Source organism: Nocardiopsis sp. NPDC057823, from assembly GCF_042797335.1.
Taxonomy (GTDB): Bacteria; Actinomycetota; Actinomycetes; order Streptosporangiales; family Streptosporangiaceae; genus Nocardiopsis; species Nocardiopsis changdeensis.
Map to the genome: position 1 here is coordinate 12,044 of NZ_JBHVLR010000032.1, position 26,002 is coordinate 38,045.

Here is a 26,002-nt window from a genome sequence, read left to right on the forward strand (position 1 = left end):
TGGCCCCCGGGTTCGACCGTGCTCACCCCGGGGTTCGGACGCTGTTCCGCCGGGGTACGTGACCAGGCCTCCCCCCGCCGGTAGCCTCGATGGTCCGACCGGCCCGCCGCGCAGGGGCGCGGGTCGGAGGCCCGACGCCGCGGAGGTCGTCCCGATGCTGCGAGCCGCACGCGCACGGCGGATAGCCGCGGCCACCGCGTTCGGTGGCGGCGGGCTCACCCTGGTGGGCGCGGGAACGCTGGCCCTCCTCTACCTCCAGGCCCGGCTGGCCCGCCGGGCGGTGGGGGTCACCGAGTGGGAGAGGCCCGTCGTCAACGGGCTGCACGGCCAGGGCGAGGGGCCGCCGATCCGCATGCTCATGATGGGCGACTCCACCGCGGCGGGGTTCGCCGTCCAGACCGCGGCCCAGACCCCCTCGGTGCTGCTGGCGACCGGCCTGTCCAACGCCGCCGACCGGCCGGTGCGGCTGCGCTGCACCGCGTTCCCGGGCGCCACCTCGGCCACCCTGGCCGGGCAGGCGGAGCGGTCCGGGGCGCTGGCCGAGGGCACCCGCTACGACGTGGCGGTGGTGTTCATCGGCGCCAACGACGTCATCCGCCGGGTGCGGCCCAGCGACGCGGTGTCCGACCTGCGCGACGTCGTGCGGAGCCTGACGGACCGGGGGACGGCGGTGGTGGTGGCGACCTGCCCGGACCTGGGCACGGTGCGCCCCATCGGGTGGCCGCTGCGCTCGGTGGCGCGGCGGGCCTCGCGCCAGCTGGCGGCCGCCCAGACCATCGCCGTCACCGAGGCGGGCGGCCGCACGGTCTCCTTGAGCGACCTGCTGGCCGACGAGTTCCGGGCCGACCCCTCGCTCATGTTCGGCCCCGACCGGTTCCACCCTTCGGCGCGCGGCTACGCCCAGGCGGCGTTCGCGGTGCTGCCGTCGGTGTGCACGGCGCTGGGGCTGCTCCCGGAACCGGACGCGCTGCCGACCGCGGGCATCCTGCCGGTGGACCGGGCCGCCGTGGTCGCCGCGGAGAACCCCGGCACCGAGGTGTCCGCCGCCGGCGACCCCGCGCAGGGGCGGCGGGGCCGCTGGTCGGCCCTGGTCCGCCGGCCGCTGGCCGGCCTGCGGGGCCCCTCCGCCGACCGGGCGCGGGTCCCCGCGGACGCGGGGGCGCCCGCCGAGGCCCCGCGGCCCGAACCCGGGGATCGGTGAGATCACGGACAAGGACGACCCCGGGTGGCGCGGGAGGGCGACCTCCGGGTTTACTGACTGGTAACAAGATCTGCCGCGTCCGGCACCACGCCGGTCGCACACCTGTAGCTCCACTCCGATAGGGACGCCGCCATGCCCGAAGCAGTCATCGTCGCCACCGCCCGTTCCCCGATCGGGCGCGCCTTCAAGGGTTCGCTCAAGGACATCCGCCCCGACGACCTCGCCGCCCAGGTCATCGGCGCCGCCCTGGCCAAGGTCCCGCAGCTGGACCCGTCCTCGATCGACGACCTCATGCTCGGCTGCGGGCTGCCCGGCGGCGAGCAGGGCTTCAACATGGCCCGCGTGGTCGCCGTCCAGCTCGGCCTGGACACGGTGCCCGGCACCACCATCACCCGCTACTGCTCCTCCTCGCTGCAGACCACCCGGATGGCCCTGCACGCGATCCGGGCCGGCGAGGGCGACGTGTTCATCTCCGCCGGCGTGGAGGCCGTGAGCCGCTTCGCCAACGGCAGCAGCGACAACCCGCAGAACGAGAACCCGCTGTTCGCCGACGCCAAGGCCCGCACCGAGAAGCGCGCCCAGGCCGGCACCGCCGCCTGGACCGACCCGCGCGAGGACGGCGCCCTGCCGGACGTCTACATCGCGATGGGCCAGACCGCCGAGAACGTCGCCCAGATCACCGGTGTCTCCCGGCAGCGCCAGGACGAGTTCGCCGTCCGCTCGCAGAACCTCGCCGAGAAGTCCCTGGACAACGGCTTCTGGGAGCGCGAGATCGTCCCGATCACCCTGCCCGACGGCACCGTGGTCACCACCGACGACGGCATCCGCCGCGGCACCACCTACGAGAAGGTCTCCCAGCTCCAGCCGGTGTTCCGCCCCGACGGCACCGTCACCGCGGGAAACGCCTGCCCGCTCAACGACGGCGCCTCGGCGCTGGTCATCATGAGCGACACCAAGGCCGCGCAGCTGGGCCTGACCCCGCTGGCCCGCATCGTGTCCACCGGCGTCACCGGCCTGAGCCCGGAGATCATGGGCCTGGGCCCGGTCGAGGCCTCCAAGCAGGCCCTGGCCCGCGCCAACATGGCGATCGGCGACATCGACCTGGTCGAGATCAACGAGGCGTTCGCCGCCCAGGTCCTGCCCTCCGCCGACCAGCTGGGCGTGGACATCGACGCGCAGCTGAACGTCAACGGCGGCGGCATCGCGGTCGGCCACCCGTTCGGCAGCACCGGCGCCCGCATCACCGGCACGCTGATCAACGGGCTCCGGTTCCACGACAAGACCTTCGGCCTGGAGACCATGTGCGTCGGCGGCGGCCAGGGCATGGCGGCCGTCTTCGAGCGCCTGAGCTGACCCGCTCCCGTACAGGGGGCCGGGGCGCGCGCTCCGGCCCCTCCTGCTTTTCCGCACCTCTCCGCGTTTTCCGGACTTTCGCCCCGCCGCCCGAGGCGACTCCGGAACACGTGCGGGGACCGCTTAGCACCGGCGGTAACGGTCGTCCAGGGCACCTTGGCAAACGTTCCCGCACGCGCAAGGTAAAAGCCGGTGTCCGGGGCTTGTCCATACCGTGATCCTGATGCAGTGTCGCAGGTAAGCGTCAAACGCCAACGCACTGCCGGAGGTGCCCATGCCGGTAACCCACTCGCCGGAAGTCCACGCCAAGCTCATCGAACGCATCCCGGCCGTCACCGGCCGCGGACTCCACGAGTGGTTCGACGCCCTCGACCAGGGACCGGGCCTGCTCCGCTGCTCCGACCGGGCCAACTGGCTCGCCGACGAGTACGGGCTGCCCCCGTGGTACGCCCAGGCCCTCGTCACCGAATACGACCGACGACGACGCAACCGCTCCATCCCCGCACCGCGCCGCGCGGGCGAGCGGAGCACGGAGTCGGCCTGAGGCCGGCCCCGGACCGCACCCGCTCCACGAACGGGCGAAGGGCCGTCCCGGCACTGCCGGAACGGCCCTTCTCCGTACTGCGGACGAACGGTCGCCGTCGGCTACTCGGCGAAGATCGTCTTGATGATCCAGAGCAGGCGCAGGATCTCGATGTAGAGCCAGACCAGGGAGACGGTCAGGCCGAAGGCGAACTGCCAGGCGAACTTGGCCGGGATACCGGCGTTGATGCCCTCCTCGATGCCCCGGAACTCCAGGGCCAGGGTGCAGGCCGCGATGACGATGAAGACCAGGCCGACGACCAGGCCCAGCGGGCTGGGCTCGCGGATGCCGATGCCGCCGCTGATGAAGAAGCTCGCGACGAAGTTGACCAGCATCAGGGCCGCGGCGCCCAGGGTGGCGTACATGACCACCTTGGCGAAGCCGTCGGTGACCTTGATGACGCGGAACTTGTACAGCGCCAGCATCACGCCGAAGACCAGGACCGTGCCCAGTACCGCCTGGGTGATGAGGGTGCCTCCGGCACCCGCGTCGCCGGTGGTGCCCACCAGCAGGGCGGCCAGGTAGGCCGTCAGACCGCCGACGAGCAGGCCCTCGAAGGCCGCGTAGGCCAGGATGGCCACCGGGTTGGTGCTGCTCGTGAACGCGATGACCAGGCCGAGGACGAGGGCGCCGATGATGCCGACGATCCACAGGCCCAGGCCCAGGCCCGGGTTGGCCTGGAAGACGAAGTAGTTGACGACGGCCGTGAGCGCCACGACGCCGAGCGTCATGCCCGTGCGCACCACGACGTCGTCGATGGTCATCCGGGCTTCGCCGTGGCCCTGGGCGGGGCCGCCCGGGTAGCCCTGCTGGGGGTAACCCTGCTGCGGGTAGCCCTGCTGGGGGTAGGGCTGGCCGTAACCCTGCTGGCCGTAGCCCTGCTGGGGGTAGCCCTGCTGCGGGTACGGCTGTCCGTACCCCTGCTGGGGGTGACCCTGCTGCTGGCCGTACCCTGCCGGGCCGGCCTGCTGGAGCGCCCGCTTGAGAACGGGGTTGGAACTGCGCATCCGCATGTCCAGGAAGACCTTTCGAAACCGTGGATTGCTGCCCACAAGGTAACGCACCGGACTCCGGCGGGGTTCCGGCGCGCAGGTCACCGTTGGGAAACGGCTCCGGGCGGGGCGCGTGAACCCCGGGCGAACACGATGACGGGCCGGGGTCTCGACCCCGGCCCGTGCCCCCGTCGTCCCAGGTGGGACCAGTGTGGAACTAGTTGCGCGTGACCAGCGCACGCGCCAGGAACAGCACGTTCGCGGGGCGCTCGGCCAGGCGGCGCATGTAGTAGCCGTACCACTCGGTGCCGTAGGGGACGTAGACGCGCATGCGCTTGCCCTCGGCGGCGAGGCGGACCTGCTCCTCCTCGCGGATGCCGTACAGCATCTGGTACTCGTAGTCGTCCGCGCCGCGGCCGTTGGCGGCGGCCAGCTCCCCGGCGATGGCGATCATCCGCGGGTCGTGCGAGGCGACCATCGGGTAGCCCTCGCCCTCCATCAGGATGCGCAGGGCCCGCACGTAGGCCTTGTCGACCTCGTGCTTGTCGCGGAAGGCCACCGACTCGGGCTCGTCGTAGGCGCCCTTGCACAGGCGCACCCGGGAGCCCGCGCCGCTCAGGTCGCGGCAGTCGGCCTCGGTGCGGCGCAGGTAGGCCTGGAGCACCGCGCCCACGAACGGGAAGTCCTCGCGCAGTTCGCGCAGGATGCCCAGGGTGGAGTCGGTGGTGGTGTGGTCCTCCATGTCCAGGGTGACCGTGGTGCCGATGGCCTTGGCCGCCTCGGCGATGCGCCGGGCGTTCTCCAGGGCGATCTTCTCGCCGTCGCGGTCCAGGAACTGGCCGACGGCGGACAGCTTGACCGACACCTCGGCGCGGTCGCCCAGCCCGGCCTCGCCCAGGGCCGCCAGCAGGTCCTCGTAGGCCAGGACGGTGCCCTCGGCCTGGGAGCGGTCCTTGGTGTCCTCGCCGAGGAAGTCCAGCGTGACGAGGCGGTCGCCGGCCAGGCGCTCGACGGCGGGCAGTGCGGTGCCCAGGTCCTCGCCGGCGACGAACCGGTGGACCATGGCACGGGTGACGGGAGTGCGCTCGACGATCCGGCGGCAGGCGGTGGACCTGGCGGCGAGCAGCAGAGGCTTGCGGAGCATGGTGACCTCGAAGGAGACGAGCGCGGACGGTCGTGTCGCGCGCGGGCGGGGCGCGGCCGGGGGGCGGCCCGGCCGCGCCGGCGGTGCTTCGGGGGGCGGGGAGTCCGCACCCCTCAGGACGGGAGGGGTGCGGAACCCGGGTGCTACCCCTGGTGGGGGTAGGAGGAGGTCGTCGGGGCGACGAACGTCTCCTTGATGGAGCGCGGGCTGGACCAGCGCGACAGGTTCTGCGCGGACCCGGCCTTGTCGTTGGTGCCCGAGGCGCGGCCGCCGCCGAAGGGCTGCTGGCCCACGATGGAGCCGGTCGGCCGGTCGTTGATGTAGAAGTTGCCCGCGGTGAAGCGCAGGGCCTCCTCCGCCTCGGCGACCGCGGTGCGGTCGTTGGCGATGACCGCGCCGGTCAGCGCGTAGGCCGAGCCCTCGTCGACGACCTTGAGGATCTCGCTGTAGCGGTCGTCCTCGTAGACGTGGACGGCGACGACCGGGCCGAAGTACTCGGTGCGGAACACGTCGTTGGACGGGTCCGTGCCCACGATGATGGTCGGGCGCACGAAGTAGCCCACCGAGTCGTCGGCGGTGCCGCCCGCGACGATCTCCAGGGTCGGGTCGGACTTGGCGTCCTCCAGGACCTTGGCCAGCTTGTCGAAGGAGCGGCGGTCGATGACGGCGCCCATGAAGTTCGACAGGTCGGTGACGTCGCCCATGGTCAGGGCCTCGGTCTCGGCGATGAGGGCGTCGCCCATCTTCTCCCAGACCGAGCGGGCCACGAACACGCGCGAGGCGGCCGAGCACTTCTGGCCCTGGTACTCGAAGGCGCCGCGCACGATGGCGGTGCGCAGGATCTCCGGGTCCGCGGTGTGGTGGGCGACGATGAAGTCCTTGCCGCCGGTCTCGCCCACGATGCGCGGGTAGGAGCGGTAGGAGGAGATGTTCTCGCCGACGGTCTTCCACAGGTGCTGGAAGGTGCGGGTGGAGCCGGTGAAGTGCACACCGGCCAGCTCCGGGTCGTTGAGGGCGACGTCGGAGACGGCCAGGCCGTCACCGGTGACCATGTTGATGACGCCGGGGGGCATCCCGGCCTCCTCCAGCAGGCGCATGGTCAGCTCGGCGGCGAACTGCTGCGTCGGGGAGGGCTTCCACACGACCACGTTGCCCATCAGGGCCGGGGCGGTGGGCAGGTTGCCCGCGATGGCGGTGAAGTTGAACGGGGTGATCGCGTAGACGAACCCCTCCAGCGGCCGCTGCTCCATGCGGTTCCACACGCCCTTGACGCTCAGCGGCTGCTGGGCGATCAGCTCGCGGGCGTAGGCGACGTTGAAGCGCCAGAAGTCGATGAGCTCGCAGGCCGCGTCGATCTCCGCCTGCTGGGCCGTCTTGGACTGGCCGAGCATGGTGGCGGCGTTGATGGTGGCGCGCCAGGGGCCGGAGAGCAGCTCGGCGGCGCGCAGCAGGATGGCGGCGCGGTCGTCGAAGGACATCGCGCGCCAGGCCGGGGCGGCGGCCTTGGCGGCGGCGATGGCGTCGCGGGCGTCCTGGTGGGTGGCGTTGCGCATGGTGCCCAGCACGGCGGCGTGGTTGTGCGGCTGCACGACGTCGATCGGCTCGCCGCCGCCCATGCGGCTCTCGCCGCCGATGCGCATCGGCAGGTCGATGCGCTCCTTGCCGAGCCTCTCGAGCTCGGCGACGAGCTCCGTGCGCTCGGCGCTGCCGGGCGCGTACGAGAGAACGGGCTCGTTCACCGGCAGCGGGACGTTGGTCACGGCGTCCATGGGGCACCTCCCTGGAAGTCTTATCCCTGAACAGAGCAGGGGCTGTCTCATCCAACGCTCCCAGAACAGGACCGTGCGAACCTTGTGGAGCGGGCCACTCTTTGCCCGACCTGTTTGTCCTCTAGGACAAAATGAAACCCGAAGGTCCACCACCGTCCCGTTTCGCGGCGTCCTGCCCGCCGTTCGCCGCATGCCATCGGAGGCTCCCGTGACTTCTGACGTTCCCGCTGGTCACGACCGAGAGGCGACGGAGCCGCGCCCGGGCGTCCCGTTGCGCCGCCTGCTGCTCGCCCTGGGCGACCCGGTCCTGGACGTGGCCGCGGCCCCGGAGGGGCTGGATGTCCAAGTGGACAACGTCCTCATCCTGGACCCCGAGGACCGGACCGAGGTGCGCGGCGGCGACCTGGTCCTGCTCATCGGGGCCCGCGGCGGCTCGGCCCGGCGGCTGGTGCGGCGGATCGCCGAACAGGGCGCGAGCGCGGTCGCGGTCAAGACCGGGGCCCCGCCCGAGGGGAGCCCGGTCCGCCGCCCCCGGGTGGGCGGCGACGACCTGGCCCCGCTGCGCGCGGAGGCCCAGGAGGCGGGCATCGCGCTGCTGGCGGTGCGGCCGGAGGTGCGCTGGGACCGGTTCCAGGCCGTGTGCCAGAGCATCGTCGACGACGCCCGGCTGCTGGAGGACGGCGACACCGGCGAGGCCGACGGCGACCTGTTCTCGATGGCCCAGACCATCGCCCGGCTGACCGGCGGACTGGTGAGCATCGAGGACTCGGCGAGCCGGGTGCTGGCCTACTCCAGCGGCGCCGAGGTGGACGAGCTGCGGCGGCTGTCGGTGCTGGGGCGGCGCGGCCCGGAGTCGTACCTGGCGCTGCTGCGCGAGTGGGGGGTGTTCGCCCGGCTGCGCGCGGGCGAGGAGGTGGTGCGCATCGACGAGCACCCGGATCTGGGCATCCGGCGGCGGCTGGCGGTGGGCATCCACGCCGGCGACCGGCCGCTGGGCGCGATCTGGGTGCAGGAGGGCTCGCGCCCCCTGTCCGAGCACGCCGAGGAGGCGCTGCTGGGCGCCGCCCGCACCGCCGCGCTGCAGATGATCCGCCAGCGCACCCGGGCCAGCGCCGGGCTGCGGCTGCGCGAGGACCTGCTGTCCAGCCTCCTGGAGGGGCGGATCGACGCGGCGGCCCTGGCGGACACGGTGGAGGTGCACAGCCGCCGGGCCGCGCTGGTGGCGGCGTTCGCCCCGGTGGGCGAGGAGGGCCAGGAGCGGGCCGACCGCCCCGAGCGGGAGCTGCGCCGCCGCCGGTTCCTCGACCTGGTGTCGGTGCACACCGCCGCCTACCGGCGCAGTGCCCTGGTGACCGAGCTGAACGGGCGGGTCTACGCGCTGCTGCCCGACCTGACCCGGGACGGCGACGGGGTCGAGCGCACGGTGATGACGCTGTGCGGCCGGATCGTGGAGGCGGCGCGGTCGGCCCTGGGCCTGCGGGTGCGGGCGGCGGTGGGCTCGCCGGTGCGGCGGCTGGCCGACGCCCCCGATTCGCGGGCGGAGGCCGACCGGGTGCTGGAGGCGATGCGCGGCGACGCCGACCGGGAGGTCGCGTCCATCGAGGACGTGCGCTCGCGGGTGCTCGTCCGGGAGACGCTGGCGCTGCTGCGCGAGGAGCCCTCGCTGCGGGACCCGCGGGTGTCGCGGCTGGTGGAGTACGACCGGGACGGCGGCGCGGAGCTGGTGCGCTCGCTGTCGGCCTACCTGGAGGCGTTCGGGGACGCCCGGGCGGCGGCGGAGCGGCTGCACATCCACCCGAACACCCTGCGGTACCGGGTGCGCCGAGCGGCGGAGGTCAGCGGGATCGACCTGTCCGACCCCGGGGAGCGGCTGTTCACACAGCTGCAACTGCTGATGGAGCAGGAACGGCCCGCGCCGTGAGGCGCCGGGCCCGCGAGTACCCCCGGTCGGACTCGAACCGACACTTGTGACCCTTTTAGGGGGCCTGCCTCTACCATTGGGCTACGAGGGCGAGCCCATCATACCGGCCGGGCCGATCGCGCGATTTGCCGCGGACTGGCCGGAACGGGACACGCGAAGAGGCCGTCCCCGGGGGGACGGCCTCGATCCGGTCCTCGTCCGCGCTAGGGCGTGTTCGGTGGATGCTTTCGAGCGTTTCGGCGCTTGCGCCGAATGCCGGGAGCGGCCGCGAGGCGATCTCTCGCAAGACGACCAGCGCAGGTCAGCCCGGGTTCGGCTGTCCAAGCGCAGGCGGCGTAGCGAGAGGAAGCCTCGCGGCCGCGACCCGGAATGATCCGCCGAACACGCCCTAGCTCACCCGGCGCAGGTGGCCGCCCTCGACCACCTGCGGGTTGCTGGCCTCCTCGAAGGCCTGGCGGGGCTCGATCATGTCGGGCAGCGCGGCGAAGTCGCGGCGCAGGAAGAACCCGAGGGTCCAGTCCGACAGCACCCGGAACTTGCGGTTGAAGGTCGGGACCGCGAACAGGTGGTAGGCGCGGTGCGCGTACCAGGCCAGGCGGCCGTTGAGCCCGATCTTCCCGAACAGCTGGGCGGCGCCCTTGTGCATGCCCAGCCCGGCCACCGCGCCGAGGTTCTTGTGGCGGTAGGCCTTGGGCTTCTCGCCGCGCAGGGTGGCGATGACGTTGTCGGCCAGCACCGGGGCCTGGCGCACCGCGTTCTGGGCGTTGGGCGGGTAGTAGCCGCCGTTGCCGTCGGGCACCTGGGCGTTGTCGCCGCCGGCGAACACGTTCTCGGCGCCGTTGACGATGAGGTACTCGCTGGTGTCGACGTGGCCCTTGGGGCCCAGCGGCAGGTCGCTGGCCGAGACCACCGGGCTGGGCTTGACGCCCGCGGTCCACACCAGGGTGCCGGCGTCGAACTCGGCGCCGTCGCTGAGCTTGATGCGCTGGTCGACGGCCGACTCCAGGAACGTCTTGAGCCGGACGTCGATGCCGCGGCGGCGCAGCTGGTTGAGGGCCTTGGTCCCGACCTCGGGGCCGACCTCGGGCAGGATCTTGTCGGCGGCCTCGATGAGGTAGAACCGCACGTCCGACTGCTCGATCGAGGGGTGGATGCGGACCGCGTCGCGGACCATGTCCTCCAGCTCGGCGATGGCCTCGGCGCCGGCGAACCCGCCGCCGACGAACACGAAGGTCAGCGCCTTGCGGCGGACGTCCTCGTCGTCGGTGGAGTCGGCGATGGCCAGCTGGTCGAGCACGTGGTTGCGCAGGTAGGCGGCCTCTTCGACCGTCTTGATGCCGATGCCCCACTCGGCCAGGCCGGGGATGGGCAGGGTGCGCGAGACGGCGCCGGCGGCCATCACCAGGTAGTCGTAGGAGATGGTCTCGGGCTCGCCCACGTTGGGCTCGTAGCGGACGGTGCGGTCGGCGTTGTCGATGCGCACGACCCGGCCGCCCAGGACGCGGACCCGCTTGAAGACCTTGCGCAGCGGAACGACCACGTTGCGGGGGGCGATGCTCCCGGCCGCGGCCTCGGGCAGGAACGGCTGGTACGTCATGTACGAGTTGGGGTCGATGACGGTGATCCGCGCTTCACCGGCACCGAGCTTCTTCTCCAGCCGCTTCGCGGTGTACATCCCGAGGTAACCGCCACCGACGATGAGGATGTGCGGGATCTCCGCCTCGTCCCCTCCGCCGTGCACCAGCCGGTAGTTCCTGCTCTCGGTCATCGCATATCCGCCCTAACGGTTTCTTCGGCCTCCCCCGTTGCCCCGGGGGTGGAGGCTCCCACTCGTGTTGCGAGTCGTGGCTGTTACGGGAGCCCGACCTTTTTGTCGCTGCTTGTGCATTCTTTCACAAGCACCTACCCACAGAGAAGGTTCACACCTGGCCACCTTCCCACCACTTTCCAGCCGACCCGGATTGCGTTTCCGCAGCTCAGAGCGGTTGTGAAAGCGTTCACAAGGGTCCTGCGGGGTGACACGTCTCACCCGGAGGTCCCTTGCCCGGACCCCGAAAGACCCTGGTGAACCCTAGAACACGAGGTTCCGCCCCCGTGCACTCGGGTCCGCCGGACACCGGCGGACCCGGCTCTCGGCACGCCCTCCCGCCCCGCCGGCGTGCGCGGGGCGCCTGAGGCGCCCGGCACGGCCGGAAAGGGGCGGAGGTTCGGAGGAGCGCGGCCTAGACGACCAGGCTCCAGGCCACGCCGTCCAGGATGTCGTGCTCGCTGGCCGTGAACGCGTCCGCCCCCGTGCGGGCCAGGACCCGGGACAGCACCAGCGCGCCCGCGCCGATCACGTCGACCCGGCCCGGGTGCATGACGCCGATCTCCGACCGCTGCACCGACGTGGACGCCAGCAGGCTCCCGGTGATCCGGTCCAGCTCCTCCGCGGACACGCGCGTGTGGTGGATCCGCTCGGAGTCGTACTCGGGCAGGTCCAGCGCGATCCCGGCGACCGTCGTCGCGGTGCCCGCGACGCACACCACCGTGCCCGCCTCGCGCAGCGGGACGACCCGCTCGACCTCGTCCAGAGCGGCGTCGATGTCGGCGGTCGCCGCCGCGATCTCCTCCGCGGTGGGCGGGTCGCTGCGCAGGTGCCGCTCGGTCATCCGCACGCAGCCGATGTTGACCGACAGCGCGGCCCGCACCAGCTCGTCCTCGTCCCCGGTCCCGCCGCCCAGGACGAACTCGGTGGAGCCGCCGCCGATGTCCACCACCAGGAACGGCGGCTTGAGGTCGGGGTGGCCGTCCTCCGCGGCCTCCGCGGCGAACTCGGCGGTGGCGCCCACGAAGGACAGCTCCGCCTCGTCCAGGCCGGTGACCACTTCCGGCTCCACTCCCAGGATCTCGCGCACGCCGTCGATGAACACCCCGCGGTTGCGCGCGTCCCGGGTGGCGCTGGTGGCGACCATCCGGACCGCCTCCGGGCCCAGCTCGATGCCGTGCGCGGCGATGGCCTCGGCGTAGCCGCGCAGCGCCTCGAAGGTGCGCTCCAGGGCCTGGGGAGCGAACTCCCCCGTCTCGTCGACGCCCTCGCCCAGCCGCACGATCTCCATGCGCCGGTCGACGTCCACGACCTGGACCTCGTCACCGTCGATGTGGACGACGTCCGCGATCAGCAGCCTGACCGAGTTCGTCCCGCAGTCGATCGCCGCGACACCGCTCATGACCCGTTCCCTTCCGCGCCCTCGGGGGCGTTCTCGTCGACGCACACACAGGGGCCCCGGTCCCACCAGTGCGGGAGCTCCTCCAGAGCCTGGGCCCCGAACGGGTTGACCCCCGGCGCGGCCAGCTCGTGGGCGACCAGCGCGTGCAGGCACTTGACCCGGGTGGGCATGCCGCCGGTGCTCTGCATCCCCTCCGGCAGCGGCTCCACGCCGTCGCGGCGCGCCTGCTCGGCGCGCTCGGCGATGTAGGACTCGTGCGCCTCGGTGTAGGCCGCGCGCAGCTCCGGGTCCTCTGCCAGGCGGTCCTGCATCTCGCGCATCCGGCCGGAGTTCTCCAGCCGGCCGATCGCGGACGCGGCGCGCGGGCACGTCAGGTAGTACAAGGTCGGGAAGGGGGTCCCGTCCTCCAGCCGCGGCGCGGTGCGCACCACGTCCGGCAGGCCGCACGGGCAGCGGTGCGCGACCCCGCGCACGCCGCGCGGGGCGCGGCCCAGCTGGAGTTCGATGGCGGCGACGTCGCGCGCGTCGACGGGGTCCCCGGTACGCCCGGATGCGGGCTGATCTGCGGAAGTCATGACCGGTCCAGGATAGGGCCCCCGGGGCGTCCGCGCCCCGCCAGGGGCCGGGCCGGAGGGCCTACGGTCAGGGCGCGCCGCCCGCGGCGGGGTCGTCGGCCTCGCGCACCGAGCGCCACAGCGCGGTGAACCACGGCTCGCCGGGGCCCGCCTCGGCGCCGGGCTCGTCCTCGTCCTCGGGGCGCACCACGATGTAGGCGGTCTCGCCCGGGTACTGGTAGTGCAGGCGCAGCCGGGCCTCGCGCTCGACGTACTCGTCGGTGCTCAGGGCCTCCTCGCGGGCGCGCAGCTCGCGCACGCTCGCCTCCATGCGCGCCCGCTCCTCCTGGAGCTGGGCGATCTGGGCGCGCTGGGCCACGTACTCGCGCAGCGGATAGGCCAGGCTGAGCGCGATCACGCACACGACCAGGGCCAGGATCGCGGCCCGGCTGGTGAGCATGGGCCGCACGGTCCGGGCCGGGGAGGGCGCCGGTCGCGACGCCCTCCCCTGCTGCTTCTTCTGCTTCTTCCGGTCCGGTGCCTTCGTGTCCCGCCGGGCGGCACGGCCGCGCGGCCTGTCGGCTTTGGTCGCCTTACGGGCCTTTGCGGGCGGCTGCTGCGATTCGCGGGACACTGGGGCAGACTAGCCGCGCCGGGCGAAGCGCGGGAAGGCCGACACGCCCGCGTAGACGGCGGCGTCCTCCAGCAGTTCCTCGATGCGCAGCAGCTGGTTGTACTTGGCGACCCGCTCGCTGCGCGCCGGGGCGCCGGTCTTGATCTGCCCGGCGTTGGTGGCCACCGCGATGTCGGCGATGGTGGTGTCCTCGGTCTCGCCGGAGCGGTGGCTGATCATCGCCGTGTAGCCGCTGCGCTGGGCGAGGGCGACCGCGTCCAGCGCCTCGGTGAGGGTGCCGATCTGGTTGACCTTGACCAGCAGCGAGTTGGCGGTGCCGCTCTCGATGCCGCGGGACAGCCGCTCGGGGTTGGTGACGAAGAGGTCGTCGCCGACCAGCTGGACCTTGTCGCCGAGGGAGTCGGTGAGGGCCTTCCAGCCCTCCCAGTCCTCCTCGTCGAGCGGGTCCTCGATGGAGACCAGGGGGTAGGCCTCGACCAGCTCGGCGTAGTAGGCGGACATCTCCGCGGAGGTGCGCGGCTTGCCCTCGAAGGTGTAGACGCCGTCGGAGAACAGCTCCGAGGCGGCCACGTCCAGGGCCAGCGCGATGTCGGTGCCCGGGGTGTACCCGGCCTTCTCGATGGCCTCGACGATGAGGTCCAGGGCGGCGCGGTTGCTGTCCAGGTTGGGGGCGAAGCCGCCCTCGTCGCCGACGCCGGTGCCCAGGCCGTGGCCCTTGAGCACGGACTTCAGGGCCTGGTAGACCTCGGCGCCCCAGCGGACCGCCTCGGAGAAGGTGGACGCGCCGATGGGGGCGACCATGAACTCCTGGATGTCGACGTTGCTGTCGGCGTGGGCGCCGCCGTTGAGGATGTTCATCATCGGCACGGGCAGCACGTGCGCGTTGGGGCCGCCGAGGTAGCGGAACAGCGGCAGCTCCGCCTCCAGGGCGGCGGCGCGCGCCGTGGCCAGGGAGGCGCCGAGGATGGCGTTGGCGCCCAGCCGGGACTTGTCGGGGGTGCCGTCGAGCTCGATGAGCGCGCGGTCGATCAGCCGCTGGTCGTCGGGCTCGAACCCGTGCAGCTCGTTGGCGATCTCGTCATTGACGGCCGCGACGGCCTTGCTCACGCCCTTGCCGCCGTAGCGGTCGCCGCCGTCGCGCAGCTCGACCGCCTCGAACTTGCCGGTGGAGGCACCGCTGGGCACGCCGGCGCGCCCGATGATGCCGTTGTCGAGCCCGACCTCGACCTCGACGGTGGGGTTGCCGCGGGAGTCAAGGATCTCTCGCGCCTGAACTGCCTCGATGGACGCCACGGTCTCTCCGTCTCTTCGGTGTTTCTGTGGACCACTGTTCCAGGACCCGCACACGAGACTAGCGACCCGCCCCGGGTGTGAGCGCGCGCACCCTGTGAAATTGGTCTAGTCCATGCCGTCCGTTCGCGGTCCCGTACCCTCCAGCAGCGCGGCCGCCGCGATGGCCACGGCCCGGTCGCGGCGCTCGGCCGCCTCCTCGGGGTCCAGGTACACGGCGAGGTCCTGGAGGCCGCCCAGGGCGATGACGGCGCCCATCCTGGCGGGCATCCCGGCGTCCTCCCCCACGAGCGCGGCGTCCAGGCGGCGCCGCCAGCCCATGATGTCCCCGACCAGCCCGATCCGGCTGAGGGAGGCCAGGTCGTTGAGCAGCGCGGTCAGCAGGGTGCCGTGGCGCACACAGATGTCGAAGTAGGCGCCGAGGACCTCCTCGGGGGCGTCGCGGGCGAGCCCGTCCACGCCCTCCAGGAACCCCTCCATGTCCCGCCGCAGGGGCTCGACGAGGGCCCGGAGCAGGTCCTCCTTGGACCGGAAGTGGTAGTAGAGCGCGGCCTTGGTGATGTCCAGGCGTTCGGCGATCTCGCGCAGGCTCGTCTTCTCGTAGCCCTGCCTGCCGAAGAGGTCGAGGGCGACCCCCTGGATCTCCGCCCTGGTGTCACCGTGCGTTCTGGGCACAGACCTCACTCCTGTTCCTGCCGCCGACCGTCCCCACGAGTCTAACCCTGACCTTCCGACCGGTAAGTTACTTGACGCCCGGTAAGTAGCTCTCTACCGTGAAAGGGGACGGCACACCCGCCGCGGGACCCCGAGGAGGACCCCCATGCCCGCCGTGAACGACGTCCTGATCTCCGGAGCCGGCGTCGCCGGACCCGCCCTCGTCCACTGGCTGCACCACCACGGCATCCGCGCGACCGTGGTCGAACGCGCCCCGGACCTGCGGTCCGGCGGCTACGCCATCGACCTGCGCGGCGTCGCCGTCGACGTGGCGGAGCGCATGGGCGCGCTCGCCGAGATCCGCCGCAACGTCACCGAGATGGACGGGGCGGCGTTCGTGGACGCGCGGGGCCGCCGGTCCGCCCGGTTCTCCTCGGCCGACGCGGTGGACGACGGCCGGTCCCTGGAGATCCTCCGCGGCGACCTGGTGCGCATCCTGCACGCGCCCACCACCGCGCACACCGAGTACCTGTACGACGACACCCTCACGGCCCTGGAACAGGACGGCGACCGGGTGCGGGCGACCTTCCTCAACGCCGCACCGCGCACCTTCGACCTGGTCGTGGGCGCCGACGGGCTGCACTCCGCCACCCGGCGGCTCGCGTTCGGCCCCGAGGGGCGGTACGCCCGGTTCCTGGGCGCCTACATCAGCATCTTCACGATCCCCGACCACCTGGGCCTGGACCGGGAGGCGCGGCTCTTCAACGTCCCCGGCAAGGCCGCCGGGATGTACCGGACGCCCCGCGCCGAGGGCGCCAAGGCCGTCTTCCTCCTCCGCTCCCCCGCGGCCTCCGGGATCGACCGCCGGCCGCCCGCCGAGCAGAAGGCGTACCTGCGGGCGGAGTTCGCGGGCCTGGGCTGGGAGAACGACCGGATCCTGGACGCCATGGACGGGACCGGGGACTTCTACTTCGACTCGGTGACCCGGATCCACATGGACACCTGGTCGGCCGGCCGGGTGGTCCTGCTGGGCGACGCCGGGTACTGCCCCTCCCCCATGTCCGGGCAGGGCACCAGCCTGGCCCTGGTCGGGGCGTACGTGCTCGCCGGGGAGCTGGCCCGGCACGACGGCGCGGCCGGCGCCCTGGCCGCCTACGAGGCGCGGATGCGGCCCTACGTGGACGCCAACCAGGCCATCGCCGACGCGGGCCTGGGCGTCCTGGCCCCGCGCACCCGGCGGGGGATCCTGCTGCGCGACACGGTGCTGCGGGCCGGGGGGCCGCTGCTCTCCCTGCTGGGCCGGTTCGACAGGCGGCTGTCCAACGCCGCCGAGGCCCTGGACCTGGACGCCCCCGCCCCGGACCCGGCCCGGCCCTGACCCGGGCGGCCCGCACGGGCCCGCACGGATCGGGGGCTCCGGGCGGATGATCCCGCCCCGGGCCGGAGCGGCCGGGGACGGCCGGGGCGGATGGGCCGCACGGGCCGGGGGCTCGGGACGGTCGGGACGGGACGGATGGGCCCACAGGGGCCGGGGCGGCTCGGGGCCGGGCGGCCGGGGACGGCCGGTGCGGACCGGTCAGGCGGTGGCGGCCCAGTAGGCGCGCCACTCCTCCCCGGACAGCTCCCGCGGGTCGCGGCCGTCCGCGCGGGCGGCCGCCTCGGCCGCGCGCACCCGCGCGTCGAAGCGGCGGGCCGCCGAGCGCAGGTCGGTCTCGGCGTCGCGGCCGCGGCCGCGTTCGTCGGCCACCGCGGCGAACAGCCCGCCGCCCTCGCCGCCGTCGTCGCCCACCAGGTCCGCGGGGAACCCGTTGCGCACCGCGCGCCCCTGCACCTCGGCCGCCAGCATCACCGCGGGCTGGGCGAAGGGCACCCCGTCCAGGATGGAGACGTCCGCACCGCCCGCGGCCTCGGCCTTGGCGGCCCGCTCGGCGGCCTTGATGGCCTCCCAGTTCGACCACACCTCGTCGGTGCCCGACACCTCCGCCCCGCCGAACACGTGCGGGTGGCGGCGGGTCATCTTGTCGATGATCGCGTCGGCGACGTCGTCCACCGTGAACCGCGCCGGGTCGCCCTCGGGCCGCTCGGCCGCGATCGCCGCGTGGAACACCACCTGGAGCAGCACGTCGCCCAGCTCCTCGCGCAGCAGCGCGAAGTCGCCCTCCTCGATCGTCTCCAGGGTCTCGTACGCCTCCTGGATGAGGTACTTGGCCAGCGACCCGTGGGTCTGGTCCCGGTCCCACGGGCACTCGGCGCGCAGGGTGCGCATCACCTCCACCAGGCGCAGCAGGCGGTGCCCGGCGGGCTGGGGCTCGGTCATATCGGGTCCTCGTCCATCGTCGAAGGGGGGCCGGCCGCGGGCGCGGGGGCCGGCCGTGGGCGGAGGGGTCAGTGGTCCTGCTCGGGCAGCCAGCCGCCCGCGCGCAGCGCGGCCAGCACCGCCGCCACCGAGTCGGCCGGGTCCGCGTCCACGGTGTCCACCACCAGTTCCGCGTCCACGGGCTCCTCGTAGGGGTCGGAGATCCCGGTGAACGCGGGGATCTCCCCCGCCCGCGCCTTGGCGTACAGGCCCTTGCGGTCGCGGGCCTCGCACACCTCCAGCGGCGTCGCCACGTGCACCAGGAAGAAGTCGCCGCCCGCCTCCTGCGCCATGGCCCGCACCTCGGCGCGGCCCCGGGCGTAGGGGGCGATCGGCGCGCACACCGCCACCCCGCCGTGGCGGCCGATCTCCGCCGCCACGTAGCCGATCCGGCGGATGTTCAGCTCCCGGTCCTGCGTCGAGAAGGTCAGCCCGTGCGAGAGCATGCGCCGCACCACGTCGCCGTCGAGCAGCGTCACCGTGCGGCCCGCCCGGCGGATGCCGTCGCACACGCCCCGCGCGATGGTCGACTTGCCCGACCCCGACAGTCCCGTGAAGAACACCGTCAGCCCGCGCCGGGTGCGCGCCGGGCGCAGCCGCGCCAGCTCCGCGGCCACCCGCGCCGGGGTGAACCACACCGGCAGCTCGCGGCCGTGCGCCAGCTCCGCCTCCACCTCGGCGTCGGACGGCTCCCGGCGGGCCCGGGCCGGGTCCACCCGGGTCAGCGGCTCCCACAGGCCCTCGTCGGCGTCGTAGAGCCACGGCTCGGGGTCCAGCAGCGTCACCGGCGGGCGCCGGGCCATGACGCGGTCCACGTCCGGGCCGTCCCGCCCCGCCTCGACGACCAGGTGGGTGGCGCCGTACGCGGCGGCCACGTGCGCCGCCAGCAGCGCGTCCCGGTCCCCCCACGGGCCGCCGAACGGCCCGCTCGCCCGGGCCGCCGCGCGCGGCAGCGTGCACACCGCGAACGAGGTGTGCGGCGGCAGCAGCGGCCGGGCGGCCAGCACCGCGGCCGTCATGCCCTCGTCCTCCAGCCCGGTGTCGACCAGGACCAGCACCTCGGCGCGGTCCGCCTCCACCCCCGGGGCCTGGGCCAGGGCCTCCGCCTGGGCGCGGATCTGGTGCAGGGCCCGGTGGTGCAGCGGCCGGTCGGTGACCACCGCCAGCAGCGGCCCCTCCACCCGGCCCTCCAGGTCGCGGCGGGCGCGCACCTCCGCCGGGGTGGCCCGCAGCTCGCGCAGCACCCCGTACGTGGGCGGCCTCAGCAGCGACACCTCCCCCGCCAGGCGGTACTCCCCCGCCCCGTCCTTCCAGCGCTCGGCGACCGCCAGCTCCGCCAGCGGGGCGCCCTCCGGGTCGGTCAGGACCACCGTGCCGCCCTCGACGGTGAAATCCGCCGGGACGGGAAGGATGACCGGAACCGGCCACGCGCGCCCATCGGGCAGCCTGCCCGCGCGCTCCACCGACTCCGCCTGCTCGCGTGTCATGAATCCCGGCAGCGGGTACGCCCCGCTCAGTATCAGTTCCAGATGCGCGAGCGCGTCCGGGCCGGGGGCGAGGACCGGGGCGTCCGGTCGCCCGGAGGCCCCCTCCGACGTGCTCCCGCGCCTGTCGACACTCACCACGCGACTTCCTCTCCGACGGTCCGACCGGGGTTCACCGAAATCGCCACTAGCGTATGCCGGACGGGGCGCGCGCCGCCGCGCCGCACCGCACCGGCGGCCCCCCGGCCCCACGAGGGGCGGAATACGCGCAGGTCACGAAAGGTTCCCATGAAGGCACCGCCCGCCGTGCGGCCCGTCCCCGACCGGGACACCGCAACGGCTCCCGTCCGGACCCGGCCCGCGTGCGGGCCGCGGACTCGATAGTCTGAACAGACCCGGGCGGCGCCCGCAGCCGTGCCGCCGCCCCTCACCGTGCAGGCCGCGACCTTCCGCCTGAACCGGAACTCTTCTTCTTTCTTTGGTGCTATGAGCCTCACTGGACTTCTCGCCGACGTCTCACGGGACCCGGCACTGCACAGCGCGATCGAGACCGCCCGCGGCGGCCGCGATCCCCACCTCGACCTCGTCGCACCCGCGGCACTGCGCCCCTTCATGGTCGGCGCGCTGGCGGCCGACGCGCCCCTGGGCGCCGGCCGCCCCGTCCTGGCCGTCACCGCCACCGAGCGGGAGGCCGCCGACCTGGCCGACGCGCTGGGTTCGCTGCTGCCCCAGAACTCCGTGGCGCTGTTCCCCGCGTGGGAGACACTGCCGCACGAGCGGCTGTCCCCGCGCTCGGACACCGTCGGCCGGCGCCTGGCCGTGCTGCGCAGACTCGCCCACCCCGACCCCTCCGACCCGCTGACCACACCGCTGCGGGTCGTCGTCGCGCCCGTGCGCAGCGTGCTCCAGCCCCTGGTCGCCGGCCTGGGCGACCTCGAACCCGTCCGGGTCCGCCAGGGCGACGAGGTGTCCCTGGAGGACGTCGTGCGCTCCCTGGCCGACACCGGGTACTCCCGGGTCGACCTGGTGGAGAAGCGCGGCGACATGGCCGTGCGCGGCGGCATCCTCGACGTGTTCCCGCCCACCGAGGAGCACCCGCTGCGCCTGGAGTTCTGGGGCGACAGCGTCGAGGACATCCGCTACTTCCAGGTCGCCGACCAGCGGTCCATCGCGGCCGGCGAGGGCGGCGACCACGGCGACGCCGCCTCCGGGCTGTTCGCCCCGCCCTGCCGGGAGCTGCTGCTCACCGACACCGTCCGGGAGCGCGCCCGCGCCCTGGCCGCCGAGCACCCGGCGCTGGCCGAGGTCCTCACCAAGCTCGCCGACGGCGTCGCCGTCGAGGGCATGGAGGCGTTCGCCCCCGTGCTCGCCGAGCGCATGGAACCGCTCCTGGAGCTGCTCCCCGAGGGCGCCATGGTGGTGGGCTGCGACCCCGAGCGCATCCGCACCCGCGCCATCGAACTGGAGGCCACCAGCGCCGAGTTCCTCGAAGCGTCCTGGATCAACGCCGCCTCCGGCGGCGAGTCGCCCATCGACCTGGGCGCCTCCGCGTACATGTCCATCGCCGACCTGCGCTCCCTGGCCTCCCGGCTGGGAACGCCCTGGTGGGGGCTGACCCCGTTCAGCTCCGGCGAGGCCGGCACCCGCGAGGAGGACGACGCCGTGGTGGTGGGCGCGGTGCCCGCCGACTCCTACCGCGGCGACACCGAGCGCGCCCTGGCCGACATCAAGGGCTGGCTGCACGACAACTGGAGCGTCGTGCTGGTCACCCAGGGGCACGGCCCCGCCGAGCGGCTCGTGGCGATGCTGCGCGACGCCGGGCTCGGCGCCGACCTGGTCCAGGACCTCGCCGGGCCGCCCGCCCCGGCCGTGGCCACCGTGACGACCGGGCTGGTCGACCACGGGTTCCTGCTGCGCACGGTGCGCACCGTCGTGCTCACCGAGACCGACCTGGCCGGACAGAAGTCCTCCACCCGCGACATGCGGCGCATGCCCAGCCGCCGCAAGGGCACCGTCGACCCGCTCCAGCTCAAGCCCGGCGACTACGTCGTCCACGAGCAGCACGGCGTGGGCCGGTACCTGGAGATGGTCAGCCGCCAGATCCAGGGCGCCACCCGCGAGTACCTGCTCATCGAGTACGCGCCGTCCAAGCGCGGCCAGCCCGGCGACCGGCTGTTCGTCCCCACCGACCAGCTCGGCGAGGTCACCCGGTACGTCGGCGGCGACGCGCCCGCGCTGTCCAAGATGGGCGGCGCCGAGTGGAGCAAGGCCAAGAGCCGCGCCCGCAAGGTGGTCCGGGAGATCGCGGGCGACCTCATCCGCCTGTACTCGGCCCGCCAGGCCTCGCCCGGGCACGCGTTCGGCCCCGACACGCCCTGGCAGCGGGAGCTGGAGGACGCGTTCCCCTACGTGGAGACGCCCGACCAGCTCGCCGCCATCGAGGAGGTCAAGAAGGACATGGGGCGGTCCGTCCCCATGGACCGGCTGATCTGCGGTGATGTCGGCTACGGCAAGACCGAGGTGGCGGTGCGGGCCGCGTTCAAGGCGGTGCAGGACGGCAAGCAGGTGGCGCTGCTGGTGCCCACCACCCTGCTGGTGCAGCAGCACCTGTCCACGTTCACCGAGCGGTACGCGTCCTTCCCCGTCACCGTCAAGCCGATGTCGCGGTTCCAGACCGACGCCGAGGTGGAGCTGACCCGGGAGGGCCTGCGCTCCGGCGAGGTCGACGTGGTCATCGGCACCCACCGGCTGCTGTCCTCCGAGACCAGGTTCAAGGACCTGGGCCTGGTCATCATCGACGAGGAGCAGCGGTTCGGCGTCGAGCACAAGGAGGCCCTCAAGCGGCTGCGCACCCAGGTGGACGTGCTCGCCATGTCGGCGACGCCGATCCCGCGCACCCTGGAGATGGGCCTGACCGGCATCCGGGAGATGACCACCATCCTCACCCCGCCGGAGGAGCGCCACCCGGTGCTGACCTTCGTCGGGCCGTACGAGGACAAGCAGATCACCGCGGCGATCCGCCGGGAGCTGATGCGCGAGGGCCAGGTGTTCTTCGTGCACAACCGGGTCGCGTCCATCGACAGGGTCGCCGCCGAGATCAAGCGGCTGGTGCCCGAGGCGCGGGTCGCCTACGCCCACGGCCAGATGAACGAGCAGCAGCTCGAGAAGGTCATGGTGGACTTCTGGGAGAAGAACTTCGACGTGCTGGTCTCCACGACCATCGTCGAGTCCGGCCTGGACGTCCCCAACGCCAACACGCTGATCGTGGACCGCGCCGACACCTACGGCCTCTCCCAGCTGCACCAGCTGCGCGGCCGGGTCGGCCGAGGCCGCGAGCGGGCGTACGCGTACTTCCTGTACCCGCCGGAGAAGCCGCTCACCGAGACCGCCTACGAGCGGCTGGCCACCGTCGCCCAGCACACCGAGACCGGTGCGGGCATGTACGTGGCGATGAAGGACCTGGAGATCCGCGGCGCGGGCAACATCCTGGGCGCGGAGCAGTCGGGCACCATCGCCGGGGTCGGCTTCGACCTGTACGTGCGCATGGTCGGCGAGGCCGTCGCCGAGCTCAAGGGCGACCAGAGCGCCGCCGAGGAGACCGAGACCCGCGTCGAGCTTCCGGTCAACGCGCACATCCCGCACGACTACGTGCCGGGCGAGCGGCTGCGGCTCCAGGCGTACAAGCGGATCGCGGGCATCACCTGCGAGGACGACGTGCTCGCCGCCTACGAGGAGCTCACCGACCGGTACGGCACCCCGCCCCAGCCGGTGGACAACCTCATGGCGGTGGCCCGGTTCCGGGTCCTGGCCCGCGCGGCGGGGCTCCAGGACGTGGTGCTCCAGGGCAACCAGATCCGGTTCACCCCGGTGGAGCTGCGGGAGTCGCAGGAGCTGCGGCTGCGGCGGATGTACCCCAAGTCGCTGCTCAAGGAGGCCACCCGCACCCTGCTGGTGCCGGTCCCCAAGGCGGGCGGCATGGGCGGCAAGCCGCTGCGCGACCTGGAGCTGCTGGCCTGGTGCACGGAGCTGGTCAACGCCATCTTCGAGCCGGACAAGCGCAAGCCCCCGGTCCCGGCCGAGAAGTAGCAACCCCCACGGGGCCGCGCCGCCGGCGCGGCCCCGCCCCCGTCTCAGGCCCCGGGGGCCGTGTCCCAGGGACGCCGGGCCCCGGTGCGGGGTTGTCCGCGCACGTCAGGGGCGGGGGCCGTCGACCTCGTCGGGGCCGGCCTCGTAGGTGATGCCGTACAGGTCCTCGGAGTCGTCCTCGGCGGCCCTGCGGCGCCACAGGCGGGGGCGCTCGGCCCGGCGGGCGCGGCGCTCCTCGCGCTTGCGCTCCCTGTCCGCAGCCCTGGCCGCCCGGGCGGCGGCCCTGGCCTCGGCGCGCTCGGCCCGCTCCCGTTCCTTGCGCTCGCGCTCCTCCTCCGCGGTGGGCCCGGCCGGCGCGGCGTCCTCCGCCGGGGCCTCGGGCGCCTCCTCGACGGCGACCCCACCGCCCTTGTCCTCCCGCGGGCGCAGGGGGGTGACCGTGGCCAGCCCCTCGCCCACCGGGACGTCGGCGGGCAGCTCCACCCGCGCGGCGCGCTCGGCCTCCGGCTCCGGGGCGTCCTCGGCCGGGGCCCCGGCCGTCGCGGTCGGGGCGGCGGTCGCGGCCGCCGGGGAGCGGCGGGTGTACCACCAGTTGGCGACCCACGCCGCGATGGCCGCGGCCACCCCCACCTCCAGCGCGGCCACGAGCCCCACCTGCCAGGCGGACGGGCCCACGTCCGACAGCCGGTGGCCGCCCAGCGACCCGCCCGCCAGCTCACCCAAAGCGGCGCACAGCAGCCCGGTGGTCACCCCGCACACGAACCCCCACAGCGGCGCGGCCTCGCTCACCACGTCCGGCGCGCTGCGCTGGGTCAGCACCCCGCCCACCGCCCCCGCGACGAACGGCACCGCCAGCGCCGCCAGGGACGACACCGGCGCCGCCCCGTTCTCCGGCAGCGCCGCCAGCATGGGCAGCAGCGGCAGCGGCCCCACCGACACCCCCGTCGGGGCCACCACCGTCATCTCCCCCACCGCGAACCCCGGGCCCAGGGCGTAGCAGACCGCGAACACCACCGCGTTGGGCAGGTAGGCGAGCTGGATGAGCAGCAGCAGCAGGCCGCCCACCCACCCCGGGGCCAGCAGCCGCGTGGTCTCGACCGCCTCGGGCAGGCTCACCGCCAGCGCCACCAGGAACAGCAGGAACCCGCCCAGCAGCAGCGTCCCGGTGGAGGCGAGCATCCCCACCAGCAGCGACCGCGACCGGGCGGGCATCAGCCCCAGCAGGTCCCTGGCCACCACGCCCTTGTCGCGCATCAGCTGGCGCAGCACCCCCAGCCCCCCGGCCAGGAACGCGATGACGAATCCCATGAGCAGCGCCCGCGGCATGCTCGGCTCCACCGTGTCGGTGCGGGCCAGCAGCGCCAGCGTCCCGGCGATCGCCGCGTACGGCCCGGCGATCGCGATCGCCGCCCGGTGCACGTGCCGCAGCCGGGCGATCTCGCAGTTGCGCGCCACCCACCGCCCCGACCGGTACAGCAGCAGCCCCGGCAGCAGCACCAAGCCGATCGGGAGGAGGCTGATACTCCCCTCCGGCACCGAGAACGACACGTGGTGGCCCACCAGCCAGGCCAGCACGGCCCCCTGGAGCAGGTCGACGATCTCCTCGCCGAACGTGTCGTGGGGCGCGGCCACCCACCCGACCATGGTCAGGGTGACGATGACCGCCAGGCCGATGCCCGCGGCGGTCGCGGCCGCCACGCCCCCGGTCGAGTAGACCGGGCGCGGCGCTTCCGCGGTTCCCGTGCGGCGGGCTGGGTCGGGGGGTGATCCTGGCGTGCTCACCCGACTTATGCTGCCAGGGACCGGATTGCTCCGCGCCATCCCCGCCGCGCGTGTCGTGCTTCCCCGTCCCCGCGGGACCGTTCCGGAACCCCCTGGCCGGTACGTCCGTCATACGATGGAGAAGCCGGTTCCCCCGCTCGAACGGACGAAGATGACAGGCCCGGATCCCGCCCCCTACCGCCTCTCCGACGGCGAACGCGACGAGGCGCTGGAGTCCCTGCGCACCGCGTTCCAGGAGGGTCGGCTGACCGTCGACGAGCACGAGGAGCGCTCGGCCGCGGCCCTGCGCGCCGTCACCGGCAAGGACCTGGTCCCGCTGTTCGAGGACCTGCCCCCGAACCTGCACCCGGGCTTCCTGTCCGCCTCCGCGGCGGTCGTCCCCGCGGCGAACGGCGAGGGGCCGGTGGACCTGGCCGCGACCGGCCGGTCCGTGGCGAAGAAGAAAAAGAAGGACGACGACAACCTGTCGTCCGTCATGGGCTGGGGCGGGTTCCTGCTCTTCGTGTGGGGCGTGCCGACGTTCATCTCCGGCAACGTCACGGCCATCTCCGTCTTCCTGGGCTTCTTCTGCCTGCTGGTGGTGCCCGGCCTCATCACCGCCCTGGCCCGCCGCCGGCGCCGCGGGGGCGGCCCGGGCGAGATCACCGGCGGCTGAGCCGGGGGCGGCTCGGCGGAACGGCGGCCCCGGCGTGGACCGGGTCCGGGAACGGCGACGGCCCCGCCCGCGCCCGGAGGCGCGGTGCGGGGCCGTGACGACCTGAGCGGCTAGAACAGCTCGCGCACCAGCTTGGCGGTTTCGCTGGGGGTTTTGCCGACCTTGACGCCGGCGGCCTCCAACGCCTCCTTCTTCGCGGCCGCGGTCCCCGAGGAACCCGACACGATCGCGCCCGCATGCCCCATGGTCTTGCCCTCGGGCGCGGTGAACCCCGCCACGTACCCGACCACCGGCTTGGACACGTTCTCCTTGATGAACGCCGCCGCCCGCTCCTC

Annotated in this window: 19 protein-coding genes, 1 tRNA gene and 1 pseudogene; 7 read left to right on the forward strand and 14 right to left on the reverse strand. The window is 73.6% G+C overall.

What is annotated here, in order from left to right; all coding sequences use genetic code 11:
- Positions 1 to 154: 154 nt before the first annotated feature.
- The 3 genes from ACFVNO_RS30455 (at position 155) to ACFVNO_RS30465 (ending at position 3,098) form a co-directional block, all read left to right on the forward strand.
- A complete protein-coding gene (locus ACFVNO_RS30455) occupies positions 155 to 1,201 on the forward strand; it encodes an SGNH/GDSL hydrolase family protein (protein WP_355258681.1) in 1,047 nt (348 codons plus the stop codon).
- Positions 1,202 to 1,333: 132 nt separating this feature from the next.
- Positions 1,334 to 2,554: an acetyl-CoA C-acetyltransferase gene (locus ACFVNO_RS30460; RefSeq protein WP_355258684.1), complete on the forward strand. Its 1,221-nt coding sequence runs from the start codon at positions 1,334 to 1,336 to the stop codon at positions 2,552 to 2,554.
- Positions 2,555 to 2,828: 274 nt separating this feature from the next.
- The gene (locus ACFVNO_RS30465) at positions 2,829 to 3,098 is read left to right on the forward strand and encodes a DUF4287 domain-containing protein (protein ID WP_355258687.1); all 270 of its coding nucleotides are present in this window, start codon (positions 2,829 to 2,831) and stop codon (positions 3,096 to 3,098) included.
- A 101-nt stretch (positions 3,099 to 3,199) separates the two neighbouring features.
- Here ACFVNO_RS30465 and ACFVNO_RS30470 read toward each other — a convergent pair whose 3' ends face one another.
- The 3 genes from ACFVNO_RS30470 to pruA form a co-directional block, all read right to left on the reverse strand.
- On the reverse strand, positions 3,200 to 4,150 hold the full coding sequence (locus ACFVNO_RS30470; RefSeq protein ID WP_355258690.1) for a Bax inhibitor-1/YccA family protein: 951 nt from the start codon (positions 4,148 to 4,150) through the stop codon (positions 3,200 to 3,202).
- 196 nt (positions 4,151 to 4,346) lie between these two features.
- Positions 4,347 to 5,273, reverse strand: a complete 927-nt coding sequence (locus ACFVNO_RS30475; protein WP_355258693.1) for a proline dehydrogenase family protein — start codon at positions 5,271 to 5,273, stop codon at positions 4,347 to 4,349.
- 143 nt (positions 5,274 to 5,416) lie between these two features.
- Positions 5,417 to 7,042 (reverse strand): L-glutamate gamma-semialdehyde dehydrogenase, encoded by a 1,626-nt coding sequence (pruA, locus tag ACFVNO_RS30480; protein ID WP_355258696.1) that lies wholly within the window; start codon positions 7,040 to 7,042, stop codon positions 5,417 to 5,419.
- A gap of 190 nt (positions 7,043 to 7,232) precedes the next feature.
- Here pruA and ACFVNO_RS30485 point away from each other — a divergent pair, with 190 nt between their 5' ends.
- A complete protein-coding gene (locus ACFVNO_RS30485) occupies positions 7,233 to 8,963 on the forward strand; it encodes a helix-turn-helix domain-containing protein (RefSeq protein WP_378897841.1) in 1,731 nt (576 codons plus the stop codon).
- Positions 8,964 to 8,980: 17 nt separating this feature from the next.
- On the opposite strand, the gene ACFVNO_RS30490 is transcribed toward ACFVNO_RS30485, so the two are convergent.
- From ACFVNO_RS30490 to ACFVNO_RS30520, 7 genes are all read right to left on the reverse strand, one after another.
- Positions 8,981 to 9,054, reverse strand: a tRNA-Leu gene (locus tag ACFVNO_RS30490).
- A 297-nt stretch (positions 9,055 to 9,351) separates the two neighbouring features.
- Positions 9,352 to 10,731, reverse strand: coding sequence for an NAD(P)/FAD-dependent oxidoreductase (locus tag ACFVNO_RS30495; protein WP_378897844.1), 1,380 nt, complete (start codon positions 10,729 to 10,731; stop codon positions 9,352 to 9,354).
- Between the two features lie 454 nt (positions 10,732 to 11,185).
- A complete protein-coding gene (locus tag ACFVNO_RS30500; protein WP_355258705.1) occupies positions 11,186 to 12,172 on the reverse strand; it encodes a Ppx/GppA phosphatase family protein in 987 nt (328 codons plus the stop codon).
- Positions 12,169 to 12,747: a DUF501 domain-containing protein gene (locus tag ACFVNO_RS30505; RefSeq protein WP_355258708.1), complete on the reverse strand. Its 579-nt coding sequence runs from the start codon at positions 12,745 to 12,747 to the stop codon at positions 12,169 to 12,171. The genes ACFVNO_RS30500 and ACFVNO_RS30505 overlap by 4 nt, the downstream gene beginning before the upstream one ends.
- 67 nt (positions 12,748 to 12,814) lie before the next feature.
- On the reverse strand, positions 12,815 to 13,186 hold the full coding sequence (locus tag ACFVNO_RS30510) for a septum formation initiator family protein (RefSeq protein WP_355258711.1): 372 nt from the start codon (positions 13,184 to 13,186) through the stop codon (positions 12,815 to 12,817).
- 183 nt (positions 13,187 to 13,369) lie between these two features.
- On the reverse strand, positions 13,370 to 14,653 hold the full coding sequence (eno, locus tag ACFVNO_RS30515) for a phosphopyruvate hydratase (RefSeq protein ID WP_355258714.1): 1,284 nt from the start codon (positions 14,651 to 14,653) through the stop codon (positions 13,370 to 13,372).
- Between the two features lie 105 nt (positions 14,654 to 14,758).
- Entirely contained in the window at positions 14,759 to 15,325 is a 567-nt protein-coding gene (locus ACFVNO_RS30520; RefSeq protein WP_378897849.1) for a TetR/AcrR family transcriptional regulator, read from the reverse strand.
- A 145-nt stretch (positions 15,326 to 15,470) separates the two neighbouring features.
- On the opposite strand from ACFVNO_RS30520, the gene ACFVNO_RS30525 reads away from it, so the two are divergent.
- On the forward strand, positions 15,471 to 16,682 hold the full coding sequence (locus ACFVNO_RS30525; RefSeq protein WP_378897852.1) for an FAD-dependent monooxygenase: 1,212 nt from the start codon (positions 15,471 to 15,473) through the stop codon (positions 16,680 to 16,682).
- 198 nt (positions 16,683 to 16,880) lie between these two features.
- Here ACFVNO_RS30525 and ACFVNO_RS30530 read toward each other — a convergent pair whose 3' ends face one another.
- Both ACFVNO_RS30530 and cysC read right to left on the reverse strand, forming a co-directional pair.
- Positions 16,881 to 17,621 carry a MazG family protein gene (locus tag ACFVNO_RS30530; protein ID WP_220563272.1) on the reverse strand — a complete coding sequence of 247 codons (741 nt, stop codon included), beginning with the start codon at positions 17,619 to 17,621 and terminating at the stop codon, positions 16,881 to 16,883.
- Positions 17,622 to 17,689: 68 nt separating this feature from the next.
- Positions 17,690 to 19,285: an adenylyl-sulfate kinase gene (gene cysC, locus ACFVNO_RS30535; RefSeq protein WP_378897857.1), complete on the reverse strand. Its 1,596-nt coding sequence runs from the start codon at positions 19,283 to 19,285 to the stop codon at positions 17,690 to 17,692.
- 345 nt (positions 19,286 to 19,630) lie between these two features.
- Between cysC and mfd the strand changes: the two genes are divergently transcribed.
- The gene (gene mfd / locus ACFVNO_RS30540; RefSeq protein ID WP_378897860.1) at positions 19,631 to 23,230 is read left to right on the forward strand and encodes a transcription-repair coupling factor; all 3,600 of its coding nucleotides are present in this window, start codon (positions 19,631 to 19,633) and stop codon (positions 23,228 to 23,230) included.
- Positions 23,231 to 23,335: 105 nt separating this feature from the next.
- Here mfd and ACFVNO_RS30545 read toward each other — a convergent pair whose 3' ends face one another.
- Positions 23,336 to 24,928, reverse strand: a complete 1,593-nt coding sequence (locus ACFVNO_RS30545) for a DUF6350 family protein (RefSeq protein ID WP_378897863.1) — start codon at positions 24,926 to 24,928, stop codon at positions 23,336 to 23,338.
- Between the two features lie 235 nt (positions 24,929 to 25,163).
- Here ACFVNO_RS30545 and ACFVNO_RS30550 point away from each other — a divergent pair, with 235 nt between their 5' ends.
- Complete coding sequence (locus tag ACFVNO_RS30550; RefSeq protein ID WP_355258732.1) at positions 25,164 to 25,667, forward strand: DUF1707 domain-containing protein; 504 nt, start codon at positions 25,164 to 25,166, stop codon at positions 25,665 to 25,667.
- A 110-nt stretch (positions 25,668 to 25,777) separates the two neighbouring features.
- On the opposite strand, the pseudogene ACFVNO_RS30555 reads toward ACFVNO_RS30550, so the two are convergent.
- Positions 25,778 to 26,002: pseudogene (locus ACFVNO_RS30555) on the reverse strand (succinate--CoA ligase subunit alpha); the annotation flags it as partial.

What these genes read in the sequence shown, in the direction of transcription:
- ACFVNO_RS30550 (WP_355258732.1), top strand. Translation starts at nt 25,164, where the DNA reads ATGACAGGCCCGGATCCCGCCCCCTACCGCCTCTCCGACGGCGAACGC.
- ACFVNO_RS30495 (WP_378897844.1), bottom strand. Translation starts at nt 10,731, where the DNA reads ATGACCGAGAGCAGGAACTACCGGCTGGTGCACGGCGGAGGGGACGAG.
- ACFVNO_RS30475 (WP_355258693.1), bottom strand. Translation starts at nt 5,273, where the DNA reads ATGCTCCGCAAGCCTCTGCTGCTCGCCGCCAGGTCCACCGCCTGCCGC.
- ACFVNO_RS30525 (WP_378897852.1), top strand. Translation starts at nt 15,471, where the DNA reads ATGCCCGCCGTGAACGACGTCCTGATCTCCGGAGCCGGCGTCGCCGGA.
- ACFVNO_RS30505 (WP_355258708.1), bottom strand. Translation starts at nt 12,747, where the DNA reads ATGACTTCCGCAGATCAGCCCGCATCCGGGCGTACCGGGGACCCCGTC.
- ACFVNO_RS30455 (WP_355258681.1), top strand. Translation starts at nt 155, where the DNA reads ATGCTGCGAGCCGCACGCGCACGGCGGATAGCCGCGGCCACCGCGTTC.
- ACFVNO_RS30500 (WP_355258705.1), bottom strand. Translation starts at nt 12,172, where the DNA reads ATGAGCGGTGTCGCGGCGATCGACTGCGGGACGAACTCGGTCAGGCTG.
- ACFVNO_RS30510 (WP_355258711.1), bottom strand. Translation starts at nt 13,186, where the DNA reads ATGCTCACCAGCCGGGCCGCGATCCTGGCCCTGGTCGTGTGCGTGATC.
- ACFVNO_RS30465 (WP_355258687.1), top strand. Translation starts at nt 2,829, where the DNA reads ATGCCGGTAACCCACTCGCCGGAAGTCCACGCCAAGCTCATCGAACGC.
- ACFVNO_RS30470 (WP_355258690.1), bottom strand. Translation starts at nt 4,150, where the DNA reads ATGCGGATGCGCAGTTCCAACCCCGTTCTCAAGCGGGCGCTCCAGCAG.
- mfd (WP_378897860.1), top strand. Translation starts at nt 19,631, where the DNA reads ATGAGCCTCACTGGACTTCTCGCCGACGTCTCACGGGACCCGGCACTG.
- ACFVNO_RS30460 (WP_355258684.1), top strand. Translation starts at nt 1,334, where the DNA reads ATGCCCGAAGCAGTCATCGTCGCCACCGCCCGTTCCCCGATCGGGCGC.
- pruA (WP_355258696.1), bottom strand. Translation starts at nt 7,042, where the DNA reads ATGGACGCCGTGACCAACGTCCCGCTGCCGGTGAACGAGCCCGTTCTC.
- ACFVNO_RS30530 (WP_220563272.1), bottom strand. Translation starts at nt 17,621, where the DNA reads ATGACCGAGCCCCAGCCCGCCGGGCACCGCCTGCTGCGCCTGGTGGAG.
- ACFVNO_RS30485 (WP_378897841.1), top strand. Translation starts at nt 7,233, where the DNA reads ATGCCATCGGAGGCTCCCGTGACTTCTGACGTTCCCGCTGGTCACGAC.